This is a genomic window from Bradyrhizobium sp. RT6a, from assembly GCF_040547675.1.
In the GTDB taxonomy this organism is placed as follows: Bacteria; Pseudomonadota; Alphaproteobacteria; order Rhizobiales; family Xanthobacteraceae; genus Bradyrhizobium.
Window position 1 is genome coordinate 87296 of record NZ_JBEPQC010000003.1, and the last position, 13361, is coordinate 100656.

At 64.1% G+C, this 13361-nt stretch carries 14 protein-coding genes and 1 pseudogene; 10 read left to right on the forward strand and 5 right to left on the reverse strand.

What is annotated here, in order from left to right; all coding sequences use genetic code 11:
• Positions 1-15: 15 nt before the first annotated feature.
• From ABIC03_RS18365 to napE, 5 genes are read right to left on the reverse strand one after another with little or no spacing between them, the layout of a single operon-like run.
• Positions 16-669 (reverse strand): NapC/NirT family cytochrome c, encoded by a 654-nt coding sequence (locus ABIC03_RS18365; RefSeq protein ID WP_275169526.1) that lies wholly within the window; start codon positions 667-669, stop codon positions 16-18.
• Positions 666-1136 (reverse strand): nitrate reductase cytochrome c-type subunit, encoded by a 471-nt coding sequence (locus tag ABIC03_RS18370; RefSeq protein WP_354059851.1) that lies wholly within the window; start codon positions 1134-1136, stop codon positions 666-668. Before ABIC03_RS18370 ends, ABIC03_RS18365 begins: the two co-directional genes overlap by 4 nt.
• Complete coding sequence (gene napA, locus ABIC03_RS18375; protein WP_354059853.1) at positions 1133-3646, reverse strand: nitrate reductase catalytic subunit NapA; 2514 nt, start codon at positions 3644-3646, stop codon at positions 1133-1135. The genes ABIC03_RS18370 and napA overlap by 4 nt, the downstream gene beginning before the upstream one ends.
• Positions 3647-3662: 16 nt before the next feature.
• Entirely contained in the window at positions 3663-3977 is a 315-nt protein-coding gene (locus ABIC03_RS18380; protein ID WP_354059855.1) for a chaperone NapD, read from the reverse strand.
• Positions 3978-4003: 26 nt separating this feature from the next.
• On the reverse strand, positions 4004-4189 hold the full coding sequence (gene napE, locus ABIC03_RS18385) for a periplasmic nitrate reductase, NapE protein (RefSeq protein ID WP_007596178.1): 186 nt from the start codon (positions 4187-4189) through the stop codon (positions 4004-4006).
• A 274-nt stretch (positions 4190-4463) separates the two neighbouring features.
• Between napE and ABIC03_RS18390 the strand changes: the two genes are divergently transcribed.
• The 10 genes and pseudogenes from ABIC03_RS18390 (at position 4464) to ABIC03_RS18435 (ending at position 13351) form a co-directional block, all read left to right on the forward strand.
• Entirely contained in the window at positions 4464-5669 is a 1206-nt protein-coding gene (locus tag ABIC03_RS18390; RefSeq protein ID WP_354059858.1) for an LLM class flavin-dependent oxidoreductase, read from the forward strand.
• A 37-nt stretch (positions 5670-5706) separates the two neighbouring features.
• Positions 5707-6066, forward strand: a pseudogene (locus ABIC03_RS18395) (DUF2200 domain-containing protein).
• A 116-nt stretch (positions 6067-6182) separates the two neighbouring features.
• Entirely contained in the window at positions 6183-6971 is a 789-nt protein-coding gene (locus tag ABIC03_RS18400; protein ID WP_354059860.1) for a helix-turn-helix transcriptional regulator, read from the forward strand.
• Between the two features lie 77 nt (positions 6972-7048).
• Positions 7049-8215, forward strand: coding sequence for a cytochrome P450 (locus tag ABIC03_RS18405; protein WP_354059862.1), 1167 nt, complete (start codon positions 7049-7051; stop codon positions 8213-8215).
• Between the two features lie 359 nt (positions 8216-8574).
• Positions 8575-9525 carry a sulfonate ABC transporter substrate-binding protein gene (locus ABIC03_RS18410; RefSeq protein WP_354059864.1) on the forward strand — a complete coding sequence of 317 codons (951 nt, stop codon included), beginning with the start codon at positions 8575-8577 and terminating at the stop codon, positions 9523-9525.
• Between the two features lie 141 nt (positions 9526-9666).
• Positions 9667-10824 carry an FMNH2-dependent alkanesulfonate monooxygenase gene (gene ssuD, locus ABIC03_RS18415; RefSeq protein ID WP_354059866.1) on the forward strand — a complete coding sequence of 386 codons (1158 nt, stop codon included), beginning with the start codon at positions 9667-9669 and terminating at the stop codon, positions 10822-10824.
• Complete coding sequence (ssuC, locus tag ABIC03_RS18420; protein ID WP_354059868.1) at positions 10821-11627, forward strand: aliphatic sulfonate ABC transporter permease SsuC; 807 nt, start codon at positions 10821-10823, stop codon at positions 11625-11627. The genes ssuD and ssuC overlap by 4 nt, the downstream gene beginning before the upstream one ends.
• A gap of 20 nt (positions 11628-11647) precedes the next feature.
• Positions 11648-12484 (forward strand): ATP-binding cassette domain-containing protein, encoded by an 837-nt coding sequence (locus tag ABIC03_RS18425; protein WP_354059870.1) that lies wholly within the window; start codon positions 11648-11650, stop codon positions 12482-12484.
• 31 nt (positions 12485-12515) lie between these two features.
• Positions 12516-13097: a flavin reductase family protein gene (locus tag ABIC03_RS18430; RefSeq protein WP_354059872.1), complete on the forward strand. Its 582-nt coding sequence runs from the start codon at positions 12516-12518 to the stop codon at positions 13095-13097.
• Between the two features lie 98 nt (positions 13098-13195).
• On the forward strand, positions 13196-13351 hold the full coding sequence (locus tag ABIC03_RS18435) for a hypothetical protein (RefSeq protein WP_007596165.1): 156 nt from the start codon (positions 13196-13198) through the stop codon (positions 13349-13351).
• Positions 13352-13361 lie beyond the last annotated feature (10 nt).

Here is a 13361-nt window from a genome sequence, read left to right on the forward strand (position 1 = left end):
CGGTTGCCAGCGGCCCTATTGCCAGCCGGGAACGCCGCGCATGTCGGGCAGATGGTGGGCGATGCCCTTGTGGCAGTCGATGCAGGTCTTTTCCTTGGTGAACAGGAAGCGCTGGTGCGCGACCGAGGCCCGCGGCGACTGCTTGGTGATGTCCATGGAATCGGCGCTGTGGCAGTTGCGGCATTCCAGCGAATCGTTGGACTTGAAGCGCGCCCATTCATGCGCCGCCAGCTCGAGCCGGTGATCCTGGAATTTCTCGCGGGTGTCGATCGTGCCGAAGATCTTGCCCCAGACCTCCTTGGAGGCTTGCATCTTGCGGGCGATCTTGTCGGTCCAGTTGTGCGGCACATGGCAATCCGGACAGGTCGCGCGCACGCCGGAGCGGTTGGCGAAGTGGATGGTCGACTTCAGCTCGGCATAGACGTTGTCCTTCATCTCGTGGCAGCCGGTGCAGAATTTTTCGGTGTTGGTCAATTCAAGTGCGGTGTTGAAGCCGCCCCAGAAGATCACGCCGGCCATGAAGCCCGCCAGCACCAGCACGCCGAGCCCGAACACCGAGCTCGGACGGATCAGCACCTGCCAGAGCTCGCGCGCAAAGTCCAAGCTTCGCGCGACGAAACCGCCCTTGGCCTTCATTCCCTCGTCGGGATCATCAGCGGTCGTCGTCATCGGCGACCACCGGGGCTTGCGCGCGACAGCAGCGTGTCGATGTCGGTGAAGTCGTTGCTGACGGGTGGCGTCGCCGTGTTCTGCGGCACGTGGCATTCGGTGCAGAAAAAGCGGCGCGGCGAGATCGAGGCCAGGAACTGGCCGTCGCGATCCATGAAGTGGGTGATCGAGACCATCGGCGCCTGCGATTCCGCGATGCGCGCCCGCGCATGGCAGGATAGGCACTTGTTGCCGTTGAGATCGACCTGATAGCCATCGATCGCATGCGGGATGACAGGCGGCTGCTCCGGATAGTTGCGCACTTCCCTTTCGGAGGTGTTGCGGTTCGGCAGCATCGGCGGCGCCGGCCCTTCGTCGTTGAGCGGCGTCGGGCCGCGCAGCCCTGACGTCACCGTCTGCGCGGTCAGCGAACTCGCGCCAGCCGCGATCGCGATTGCGAGCAGCGCTACTCCAAATCGTTTCATCATGACACGTTCACCCGCTCGATGCGCACGGCGCACTTCTTGTAATCGGTTTGCAGCGAGATCGGATCGGTGGCGTCCAGCGTCACCTTGTTGATCAGCTTGGATTCGTCGAACCACGGCACGAATACGAGGCCACGCGGCGGCCGGTCGCGGCCGCGCGTCTCGACGCGGACACGGATGAAGCCGCGGCGGGAGACCACCTTCACCTCGTCGCCGCGGCGGATCTTCGCCTCCTGCGCGTCGTCAGGATGCATGAAGCACACGGCCTCGGGGAAGGCCTTGTAGAGCTCGGGCACCCGGCGCGTCATGGTGCCGGAATGCCAATGCTCCAGCACGCGGCCAGTCGAGAGCCAGTAGGGATATTCATTGTCGGGCGATTCCGCCGGCGGCTCGTAAGGCAGGGCGAAGATGCGCGCCTTGCCGTCCGGATAGCCGTAGAACTGCACGTCGGTGCCCTGCTTGACGTAGGGGTCGCTGCCCTCGCGGAAACGCCATTTGGTTTCCTGGCCGTTGACGACAGGCCAGCGCAGGCCGCGTTCGCGGTGATAGGTGTCGAACGGCGCGAGGTCGTGGCCGTGGCCGCGGCCGAAGGTGGCGTATTCCTCGAACAGGCCCTTGTGGACGTAGAAGCCGAACGCCTTGGACTCGTCGTTGAGGTAGCCCTGCTCGATGTCGGAGACCGGAAACTTGTCGACCTGGCCGTTCTTGTAGAGCACGTCGAACAGCGTCTTGCCGCGCACGTCCGGCTTCTTGGCGATCAGCTCCTCGGGCCAGACCTCCTCGATCTTGAAGCGCTTTGAGAACTCCATGAGCTGCCAGAGATCGGACTTCGACTCGCCCGGGGCAGCGACAAGCTGATGCCAGAACTGCGTACGCCGCTCAGCATTGCCGTAGGCACCTTCCTTCTCCACCCACATCGCGGTCGGCAGGATGAGGTCGGCGGCGAGTGCGGTGACCGAGGGATAGGCGTCCGAGACCACGATGAAATTGTCGGGATTGCGGAAGCCCGGATAGGTCTCCTCGTTGGCGTTGGGACCGGCCTGAAGGTTGTTGTTGACCTGCACCCAATAGGCGTTGATCAGGCCGTCCTTCAGCATCCGGCTTTGCAGCACGGCATGTGCGCCGGGCTTGTCGGGAATGGTGCCTTCGGGCAGCTGCCAGATGTGTTCGGTCTTGGTGCGGTGTTCCTTGTTGGTCACGACCATGTCGGCCGGCAGACGGTGCGAGAAGGTGCCGACTTCGCGCGCGGTGCCGCAGGCCGAGGGTTGGCCGGTCAGCGAGAACGGGCTGTTGCCGGGCGAGGAGATCTTCCCGGTCAACAGATGAATGTTGTAGACGAGGTTGTTGCACCAGACGCCGCGGGTGTGCTGGTTGAAGCCCATGGTCCAGAACGAGACCACCTTGGTCTTGGGATCGGCATAGAGCTCGGCCAGCGCCTCCAGCCGGTTGAGCGGCACGCCCGACATCTCCGCCGCCTTCTCCAGCGTGTACTCGGCGACGAACTTGACGTACTCGTCGTAACTCATCTCGGTGGAATCGTTGGCCTTCGCCGCGCCCGTCGCCTTCTTCTGCAGCGGATGTTCGGGCCTCAAGCCGTAGCCGATGTCGGTCTGGCCGCGCCTGAAGATGGTATGCGCGGCAACGAAGTCCTTGTTGACCCGGCCGGTCTTGATGATGTGGTTGGCGATGGCGTTGAGGATGTAGAGGTCGGTCTGCGGCTTGAAGATCATGCCGATGTCGGCGAGGTCGAACGAGCGGTGCTCGAAGGTCGAGAGCACGGCGACGCGGACATGCGGCGCGGAGAGCCGGCGGTCGGCGAGGCGCGTCCACAGGATCGGATGCATCTCCGCCATGTTGGAGCCCCACAGCACGAAGGCATCGGTGGCCTCGATGTCGTCATAACAGCCGGCCGGCTCGTCGATGCCGAAGGTGCGCATCATGCCGGCGACGGCGGAAGCCATGCAGTGGCGCGCATTGGGATCGATGTTGTTGGTGCGGAAGCCGGCCTTGAACAGCTTCACGGCCGCATAGCCCTCCCAGACCGTCCACTGGCCGGAGCCGAACATGGCGACGCCGTTCGGGCCGCGCTTCTTGATCGCCTCCTTCCACTTCACCTCCATGATGTCGAAGGCTTCGGTCCAGGAGATGGGCGTGAATTCGCCGTTCTTGTCGTATTTGCCGGCCGTCTTGCGCAGCATCGGCTGCGTCAGGCGGTCGTGGCCGTACATGATCTTGGAGAGGAAGTAGCCCTTGACGCAGTTGAGGCCGCGGTTGACCTCGGCCTTGATGTCGCCGTGGGTGGCGACGACGCGATTGTTCTTGGTCGCAACCATCACGGAGCAGCCGGTACCGCAGAAGCGGCAGGCGGCTTTGTCCCATTTCAGTTCGGCGACGTCGCGCTCGGCGACGAGATTCGCGGCGAGCGCCGGTGCCGGCATGCCCGCAGCGGCGGCCGCGATGGCGGCGGCCTCGAGCTTCAGCATCTGGCGGCGGTCGAGCTTTGGCGATGTCATAATGGCTCTTCCTGACTCAGGCGGTTTCGATGGCGTGAAAGACCAGCGCTGCGGAATAGACGTCGGGCAGCGACTGGATGGTGTTGAGCAGGGTGCCGAGGCTGCCGGAATCAGGCGCCTCGGTCACGACGATGAGCTTTCCTCGCGCATCGCGGCCGTGGATCTCGCAGCCGCCAAGGGCGGTGATCGCAGCTTCCAGCTGGTCCAGACGCTCGGGGCGCGCCTGCACGATGATGCTGGCAATTTCGCAACCGGGCGGCGCGACGATGCGGTCGGCGCTGAGCACCCGGCCGGTGATCAAGGCGCGGCGGTTGAGTTTGGATTCGGCCATGATGCCTGTCTTTCGCTTCGAGGAGATCAATGCGGCGAGGGCGGCGGGCCGGGAGGGCCGGCGAACATCTGGTAGATCCAGACGCCAAGCCCGTATGAGCCGACCGTTCCGACCGCGAGGACCGGCATCACGATTGCGGTCAGGAACAGGAATGCGAAAATCTCCATGCGCTTGCGGCGCACGCGCGAAGTCGCGTCGTCGGGGGCCGACATATTCGGTCTCGTCTGAAATGTGGGGATTGGGACGGCATCCGGGCCGTTGCCTTGCTGCATTTTAGATGCAGCAGGGCCACCGACGCCTTGATCTGGATCAATCCGTCAGGCCGCCGGATTGTCGCAGCGCGGCTTCTCGGACCGCGCGTGGCGACGTATGCGCGAAAATCGATCTCCCGCACGGCGGAATTGTGTTCTCGTAGACAGCGCTGCCTCGCGCATTAAGATGAGCGCAACAAAATAAGCGGGCAAGAAAATTGGGAGAGACGGCGTCATGAAGTTCGGCATCTTCTATGAGCTGCAACTGCCACGTCCGTGGGTGGCCGGCGACGAGCTCAGCCTCTACCAGAACGCGCTCTCGCAGATGGAGCTTGCCGACGGGCTCGGCTACGACCACGCCTGGGTTGTCGAGCATCACTTTCTCGAAGAATACTCGCACTCGCCCTCGCCGGAATCGTTTCTCGCAGCCGCGAGCCAGCGCACCAGGAACATCCGGCTCGGCCACGGCATCCTCCAGCTCACCACCAACCACCCTGCACGTGTCGCCGAGCGCGTCGCGGTGCTCGACCTGCTCTCCAACGGCCGCTGCGAATTCGGCATGGGCGAGAGCGCCTCCATCACCGAGCTGACGCCGTTCGGCCGCGACATGGAGACCAAGAAGGAGGTGTTCGAGGAAGCCGTCGCCGCGATCTTCCCGATGTTCAAGGACGCGGGAAGCGAGCACCACGGCAAATATTTCGACATCCCGTTGCGCAACGTCGTGCCGAAGCCGGTGCAGAAGCCGCATCCGCCATTGTGGATGGCCTGCTCGCAACTACAGACCATCGAACGCGCGGGACGGCACGGCTTTGGCGCGCTCGGCTTCCAGTTCGTCAGCGCGGACGCCGCGCATGCCTGGGTGCACGCCTATTACAACGCCATGACCAAGCGGCTCGCCAAGCTCGCCGATTACGAGATCAACCCGAACATGGCGCTGGTGTCGTTCTTCATGTGCGCGAAGACGGACGAGGAGGCCCGCGCCCGCGCCGACGGCGCCACCTTCTTCCAGTTCGCGTTGCGCTTCTACGGCGCCTCGCAGAATCGCCAGCGTCCGGCGCCCTACACCGTCAACATGTGGGACGAGTACAACAAGTGGAAACGCGATAATCCGGAGGCGCAGGAGGCCGCGCTGCGCGGCGGCCTGATCGGCTCGCCAGAGACGATCCGCAGGAAGCTGAAGCGCTTCCAGGGCTCGCATATCGACCAGGTGATTTTGCTCAACCAAGCGGGCAAGAACAGCCACGAGCACATCTGCGAGTCCCTGGAGCTGTTCGGCCGCGAGGTGATGCCGGAATTCCAGAACGATCCGGCGCAGGCGGCGTGGAAGCAAGGCGTCATGAGCGGCGAGATCAAGCTCGAGGAAATCGACACGGAGGCCTTCACCGACCGCTACGGCAAGCTCGCCGTCAGCGTCGCGCCAGCGAAGGCGGCTGCGGGGTAGGGTGTCACGTCCTGCAACAAGCAATCCCGGAATGCTCATGACAAAACACCGGATCTATACCACCAGCTTCGCAAGCGTTTACCCGCTTTACGTTGCGAAGGCGGAGAAGAAGGGACGCACCAAAGCAGAGGTCGATCAGGTCATCTCCTGGTTGACAGGCTACGATCAGAAGCAACTGGAAGCTCAACTGGAATAGCGGACGGACTTTGAAACGTTCTTTGCGAAGGCCCCGAAGATCAATCCTTCGCGAACCCTGATCACAGGCGTGGTTTGCGGCGTCCGGGTCGAGGATGTCAAAGAGCCGACGATGCGAGAGATCCGCTACCTGGACAAGCTGATCGATGAGCTGGCCAAGGGAAAGGCAATGGACAAGATTTTGCGAAAAAGTGCCGACTGAGGCGCTCCCTTCGTCCGCCTGCCTCGGCGACGTTGCGGCAGATATCCGGCGACACCCGCCTTCCGCTGCGCGGCCATTGCTGATAAATTTCATCAAAAGGCGATGGGGAGAAAACGATGCGCCCTCACGGGACGCCCGCAAATCCGGCAGCTGGCGATGTCACGCCCGCGGTGCTCGCCATCGGTCGCCCGAATTTCCCTGATATCCTGATCGATACACTGCGCCGGGAGGCCGGGGTCGGGCATTGCATGGTGTTTTCGCTGAGCCGCGCGGGCGCCGCACACTGCCTGCTCGATGCCGGCAACATCCCGATCGGCGGCGATCTCGGCGCCGCCTATGCCGGGCAGTTCCACCAATCCGATCCCAACCGCGATGCGCTGTTCGAAGGCGAGGGCCGCGCGACGCTCGTGCTGCCCTCCTTCGCGCCGCGCATGTACGGCGCCCGCTACCGAAAACTGTTCTTTGTGGATTCCGGCATCGTCGACAAATGCGCGACCGCGATCTGGGTCGACGACACCTGCTTCTACGTCAACTTCTATCGCATCGCTGTCCAGGGCCGCTTCAGCGACGTCCAGCGTGCGCGGCTTCAGGCCATCGCACCGGCCATCAGTGCGAGCGTGGCACGCCATTTCCAGCACAGCTCGGCGGCAACGACCGAGCAGTCTCTCGCCGCGCTCTTCGCGACGCGCGCGCCGCTCGCCAGCCTCACCCCGCGCGAGCAGGACGTTTGCCGGCGGATCCTCTCCGGCTTCAGCTCCGAGGCGATCTCGCAAGCGCTCGGCATCAGCCTGCATTCGACGCTGACCTATCGCAAGCGCGCCTATGAGCGGCTCGGCATCTCCTCGCAAAGCGAGCTGTTTGCGATCGTGCTACGCCTGCTCGCCGGCCCGCGCAGCCTGAACTGAAGCTGTCCCAATCGCTGGGGACAGACGGCGCCTCCTGAAGCCGCTAACCTTGGTGGCGAACAGCAATGGAGCGAAGCTTGAGCACGGCGCCGCGCATCGACATCGACCCGGCGGCATTCTGGGCCGACCCCTATCCGATGCTTGCAAGAATGCGGAAAGAAGCGCCAATCGCCTTCGTGCCGCAGCTCGGCTCGACGCTGCTGACGTGCCGCGACGACATCTCGATCTCCGAGAAACAGATCGACGTCTTCTCCTCGCACCAGCCTGCAGGCCTGATGAACCGGCTGATGGGCCACAACATGATGCGCAAGGACGGCGAGGCGCACCAGGTCGAGCGCCGCGCGATGTTTCCGACGGTGTCGCCGAAGACGGTGAAGGCGCACTGGAGCGCGCTGTTCCAGGCCCATGCCGACCGCATCATTGACGCGATCGAGCCCGGGCGCATCGATTTCATGCGCGACTTCGCGTTGCCGTTCTCCGGCGAATGCCTGAAGTCGATCACCGGCCTCACCAATATCGGCTTTGCGGATATGGACGCCTGGTCACAGGGCATGATCGAGGGCATCGCCAACTACGCCGGCGATCCCGCGGTCGAGGCGCGCTGTCATGCGGCGACGTCAGGCATCGATGCCGCCATCGACGACATCCTGCCGGTGATGCGCAAGCATCCCGACCAGAGCATCCTCGGCGTGCTCCTCGCGTCGGGGATGGCGATGGAGAGCGTGCGCGCCAATGTAAAACTCGCGATCTCCGGCGGCCAGAACGAGCCGCGCAAGGCGATCGCCGGCACGGTGTGGGCGTTGCTGACCCATCCCGACCAGCTCGATCTCGTGCGCAAGGGCGAGGTGACGTGGCTCCAGGCCTTCGAGGAATATGCCCGCTGGATCTCGCCGATCGGCATGTCGCCGCGACGCATCGCGAAGCCGTGGACGATCCGCGACGTCGCATTCGAAACCGATGAACGCGTATTCCTCATGTTCGGCTCCGCCAATCGCGACGAGAAGCACTTTGAGCGCGCCGACCAGTTCGACGTGCGGCGTGACACGGCCAAGAGCGTCGCGTTCGGCGCTGGCCCGCACTTCTGCGCGGGCGCCTGGGCCTCGCGCGCTATGATCGCCGACGTCGCGCTGCCGACATTGTTCGCCCGTGCCAGCCGGCTCGAGATCGCCGACGACGAACCGGTGCGGATCGGCGGCTGGGCGTTTCGGGGGCTGCAAAATCTGCCGGTGAGGTGGCTGCATTAGTCCGGCAAGGACCGGTCCATCCGCAACGCCGCCATGATGACATCCTGCTCCTGTTTTGCCCGACGAGTCAAACGCATTTCGGATAATGCGTAAGTCATTGTTTTCGCACGGCCCGGCTACTGTGCATGGGGTTGTTTTCGCGATTTTTTTATCTCGGCCCGGTTGCGTGCGTTTTTCACATTCGCGTGCGGAAAAATATCCCCTGCATTCGCTCCGTGGATTGAAAGATTAATCATGCGCTCTGCCACCCGCGCAGTGCCTGCATCGCTATTTTTCCGCGCGTCTCGACACCTCCGATAAGCCACACCATCATTCCCGAGCACGAATGAAGGACGGCCGCACGCGATCGGGAGTGTCGGATGCAACGTCGGGACTTTCTCAAACTATCCGCTGGAACTGCGGCAGCCGCCGCATTCGCTTCAAGCGCCAAAGCACAAGGCGCGGTGAAGGAAATTCGTATCGGCTACCAGAAGACCGGCGTGCTGGTTATCACGCGTCAGCAGGCCGCCCTGGAAAAACATTTCGCGCCCTTGGGCATCGACGTCAAATGGGTCGAATTCTCGTCGGGACCTCCGATGATGGAAGCGATGAATGTCGGCAGCGTCGATTTCGGCGCGGTCGGCGATTCCCCGCCGGTGTTCGCCCAGGCTGCGGGCGCGGCGATCGTCTATGCCGCCGGCCAGCCCATCACCAACGGGCAGGGCATCCTGGTGCCGAAGGACTCGCCGATCCGCGGCATCGCCGACCTGAAGGGCAAGCGCGTCGGCTTCACCAAGGGCTCCAGCGCCCACAACATCGTCGTGCAGACGCTGGAGAAAGCGGGCCTCACCTATGCGGACATCACGCCGGTCTATCTGACGCCGCCGGATGCCGGGCCTGCCTTTGCCAATGGCAGCATCGAGGCCTGGGCGATCTGGGATCCGTATTTCGCGATCGGCGAGACCAAGCAGAGCGGCCGCATCCTGATCAATGCGCGCGAAGTCACCAAGACCAACTCCTTCTTCATCGCCAACCGCGATTTCGCGAAGAACAACGGCGCCATCCTGCAACAGATCATCGACGTGACGACCGCGGCCGGTCAATGGGCCGAACAGCACCGCGACGAGGTCGCCAAATCGCTAGCCGCGATCACCGGCGTCCCGCTGGACATCCAGACCGTCGCTGCCAATCGCGCGAATTTCGTGGTCGGCCCGGTCACCGACGACATCGTCACGACCCAGCAGGGTGTCGCCGACCGCTTCCACAAGCTCGGCCTGATCCCAAAGCCAATCGTGATCCGCGACATCGTCTGGCGCAACCCGGCAGCCTGATCGTGCCCACCAATCTCCCCATCTCAAAGGGTTTGAACATGAGGCGTATCGTTCAACGCGTAATCGCAGCCATCGTTATGTCGATCGGCATCGTCGCCGCCGCGGTCGGGACGACCTACGGCTAGTCATCGGAGCACATCCATGAGCAACGCCAACATCCTCTGGTTCCTGCCGACCCACGGTGACGGCCGCTATCTCGGCACCGGCATCGGCGGCCGCGAGGTCAATTTCAACTATCTGCGCCAGATCGCGCAGGCCGCCGACCAGCTCGGCTATTTCGGCGTGCTGCTGCCGACCGGGCGATCTTGCGAAGATTCCTGGATCGTCGCCTCCTCGGTCGCGCCGTTCACCGAGCGGCTGCGCTATCTCGTGGCGGTCAGGCCCGGCCTGCAATCGCCGAGCGTGGCCGCGCGCATGACCGCGACGCTCGACCGCATCACCAACGGCCGGCTCCTGGTCAACGTCGTCACCGGCGGCGATCCCGTCGAGAACAAGGGCGACGGCATCTTCCTCGCCCATGACGAGCGCTACGAGGTCACCCGCGAGTTCCTCAGCGTCTATAGCGAGCTGCTCGCCGGCAAGACCGTCAATGTCGAGGGCAAGCACATCCACGTCGAAGGCGGCAAGCTGCTGTTTCCTCCGGTGCAGTCGCCGCGTCCGCCGCTCTATTTCGGCGGCTCGTCGGATGCCGGCATCGACGTCGCCGTCGACACCGTCGACAAATATCTGACCTGGGGCGAACCGCCGGCCTTGGTCGCCGAGAAGATCGCCAAGGTGAGGGAGGTGGCCGCCGCACGCGGTCGAAAACTATCGTTCGGCATCCGGCTCCACGTGATTGTCCGCGAGACTAATGACGCGGCCTGGCGTGCGGCGAATGAGCTGATCAAGCACGTCAGCGACGAGACCATCGCGACCGCGCAGAAGAACTTTGCGCGGATGGATTCCGTTGGCCAGCAGCGCATGGCGCAGCTCCATGGCGGCAAGCGCGACAAGCTCGAGATCGCCCCGAACCTGTGGGCCGGTGTCGGCCTCGTGCGTGGCGGCGCCGGCACGGCGCTGGTCGGCGACGCCCAGACGGTCGCGGCCCGCATTAGGGAGTATCAGGACATCGGCATCGATACCTTCATCATGTCGGGCTACCCGCATCTGGAGGAAGCCTATCGTTTCGCCGAGTTGGTGTTCCCGCTGCTCTCGCTGGAGCAGCCCAGCAACGTGACCCGGCTTCACTTCAATGGTGGCCCTTTTGGTGAAACGGTCGGCAGCGATTATCGTCCGCAGCAGCAGGTGTCGCAATCATGAGCCTGATCGACAGCGTTTCACTCCCGCGCAGTTTGCGCCTGCCGCGAGTCGACGGCCTGATCCAGTGGATCGTGCCGCTCGCCATCATCGCGATCTGGCAGGTCGCCAGCGTCACCGGCTTCGTGCCGACGCGGGTGCTGCCGGCGCCGAGCGACGTGTTGCTTGCGGGCTGGAAGCTGCTGCTCTCCGGCGAGCTGGTTCGCAACATCTGGGTCTCGTTCTGGCGGGCCTCGATCGGCTTCCTGATCGGCGGCAGCATCGGCTTCGCGTTCGGTCTTGCCAACGGCTTGTCCCAGCTCTCGGCCAAGCTCACCGACACCACGCTGCAGATGGTGCGCAATGTGCCGCATCTGGCGCTGATCCCGCTGGTGATCCTGTGGTTCGGCATCGACGAGAGCGCGAAGCTGTTTTTGGTCGCGCTCGGCGTGTTCTTCCCGATCTACCTCAACACGCTGCACGGCATCCGCACCGTCGATCCCCAGCTGATCGAGATGGGCCGCATCTACGGCATGACCGACGGCGAGCTGTTCCGCCGCGTGATCTTCCCGGGCGCGCTGCCCTCGATCTTCGTCGGCATCCGTTTCGCACTCGGCATCATGTGGCTGACCCTGATCGTCGCGGAGACCATCGCGGCGTCCTCGGGCCTCGGCTACATGGCGATGCAGGCGCGCGAGTTCATGCTGATCGACGTCGTGGTGCTCTCGATCCTGATCTACGCGCTGCTCGGCAAGCTCGCCGACAGCGCCTCCCGCGTGCTGGAGCGCCTGACGCTCTCCTGGCACCCCGCTTATTGGAAACGCTGAGCAGACATACTGGGAATCACATGCAGACAGCCCTTCGTACCTCCCTTCCGGACACCGAACTCGCCAGCCGTGCCAATTTCGCGCCTCACGCCCGCGTCGTGCGCGAGGAGCGCCCGGTGCAAACGAGCGGCCTGCCGCTCAGCATCCGCGGCTTGCGCAAATCCTACGGCGACAACGAGGTGCTGCGCGGCATCGACCTGCACATTCCGGCCGGCCAGTTCGTTGCCATCGTGGGAAAAAGCGGCTGCGGCAAGAGCACGCTGCTGCGCCTCATCGCGGGCCTGGAGAAGTTCGACGCCGGCAGCATCTCGCTCGGCGACACCGTGAAGCCCGCGGATATCCGCGTGATGTTCCAGGAGCCGCGGCTGTTGCCTTGGGCCCGCGTTCTCTCCAATGTCGAGGTCGGCCTCGGTCGAGATCGTTCATCCAGTGATGCGCATACACGCGCCAATAAGGCGCTGACCGAGGTTGGATTAACCGACAAGCGCGACCAGTGGCCCTCGGTACTGTCGGGCGGCCAGAAGCAGCGCGTCGCTCTTGCCCGCGCGCTGGTCTCGCGTCCCCGTGTGCTCGCCTTCGACGAGCCGCTTGGCGCGCTGGACGCGTTGACCCGCATCTCGATGCAGCGGTTGCTGGAGCGGGTCTGGCGCGACCAGGGCTTTACCGCGATCCTGGTGACCCACGATGTCGCCGAGGCGGTCGCGCTGGCCGACCGGGTGCTGGTGATCGAGGAAGGGCGCATCGCCCACGACGTCGTGGTTAACACGGCCCGGCCCCGCGAACGCGGCTCGGCCGAGCTCGCGGGTCTCGAAGGCTCGATCCTGAGCCACCTTTTGTCGGCGGACGATCGTACCTAAATAGAGGGAACCCCGCTTCGGGGAGTATGCCATGAATGTAGTGCCCCGCGATCTCATGACTGAAATCCCCGTTTCGCCCGCCGATTTCCGCGGCGCCATGCGCCATCTCACCGGCGGCGTCAGCATCATCACCGCCGGACGGGGCAAGGACATCACCGGCATGACGGTCACCTCCGTCGCCTCGTTCTCGGTCGATCCGCCGACGCTGATCGTCAGCATCAACCGCGATGCCTCCTCCTTCCCGCTGATCCGGCGCCATGGCGCCTTCGGCGTGAACATCCTAGCAGCCGATCAGCTCGAAATCGCCGAGCGCTTTGCCGGCAAGGGCGGGCTCAAGGGGGCCGATCGTTTCGCGGGCGCCAGATGGGTGACCGCGGTCTCGGGTGTTCCGCTGCTGGTTGGCGCATTGTCCGCCGTCGATTGCGAAGTCGAGGAGATCATCGAGCGCCATTCGCACGGCATCGTCATCGGGCGGGTGCGCGATGTCAGGAATTCGACCCGCAACGCTGCGCTGGCCTATTGGCACGGTCAGTACGTGGCGGTGGATCAGGACGAAGACGCGGTCAGGCTTGCGGACGTCAGCGTTCCCACCCAGGTCCGGCGCGGCATTTGATCGCCGCCGGCGACAGGCCGTGCAGGCTGGCCTTTTCGCCCTCATCGCTCTAGAAGCGCTGCCTGAGCCTCCCGCCGGGACAGCAATGGAGCGCAATGATGAAACGCGTCGCGACCTGGGCCTTCTACGCGGTCGGCGCGCTCGCGATCGCCTATCTCGCGCTCTACGCCTATGCCATGTTCAGCGGCCATCCGATCGTGCCGGGCGACCCCATCCAGATCTTCCGCAGGCCGGATGCGCCGAGCTATTCGTGACGGCTCTCTC

Bases quoted from the DNA above. Each gene is read 5' to 3' on its own strand.
- ABIC03_RS18400 (WP_354059860.1), top strand. From the start codon at position 6,183: ATGCGCCCTCACGGGACGCCCGCAAATCCGGCAGCTGGCGATGTCACG.
- ABIC03_RS18435 (WP_007596165.1), top strand. From the start codon at position 13,196: ATGAAACGCGTCGCGACCTGGGCCTTCTACGCGGTCGGCGCGCTCGCG.
- ABIC03_RS18430 (WP_354059872.1), top strand. From the start codon at position 12,516: ATGAATGTAGTGCCCCGCGATCTCATGACTGAAATCCCCGTTTCGCCC.
- ABIC03_RS18410 (WP_354059864.1), top strand. From the start codon at position 8,575: ATGCAACGTCGGGACTTTCTCAAACTATCCGCTGGAACTGCGGCAGCC.
- ssuC (WP_354059868.1), top strand. From the start codon at position 10,821: ATGAGCCTGATCGACAGCGTTTCACTCCCGCGCAGTTTGCGCCTGCCG.
- napE (WP_007596178.1), bottom strand. From the start codon at position 4,189: ATGTCGGCCCCCGACGACGCGACTTCGCGCGTGCGCCGCAAGCGCATG.
- ABIC03_RS18370 (WP_354059851.1), bottom strand. From the start codon at position 1,136: ATGATGAAACGATTTGGAGTAGCGCTGCTCGCAATCGCGATCGCGGCT.
- napA (WP_354059853.1), bottom strand. From the start codon at position 3,646: ATGACATCGCCAAAGCTCGACCGCCGCCAGATGCTGAAGCTCGAGGCC.
- ssuD (WP_354059866.1), top strand. From the start codon at position 9,667: ATGAGCAACGCCAACATCCTCTGGTTCCTGCCGACCCACGGTGACGGC.
- ABIC03_RS18425 (WP_354059870.1), top strand. From the start codon at position 11,648: ATGCAGACAGCCCTTCGTACCTCCCTTCCGGACACCGAACTCGCCAGC.
- ABIC03_RS18380 (WP_354059855.1), bottom strand. From the start codon at position 3,977: ATGGCCGAATCCAAACTCAACCGCCGCGCCTTGATCACCGGCCGGGTG.
- ABIC03_RS18390 (WP_354059858.1), top strand. From the start codon at position 4,464: ATGAAGTTCGGCATCTTCTATGAGCTGCAACTGCCACGTCCGTGGGTG.
- ABIC03_RS18365 (WP_275169526.1), bottom strand. From the start codon at position 669: ATGACGACGACCGCTGATGATCCCGACGAGGGAATGAAGGCCAAGGGC.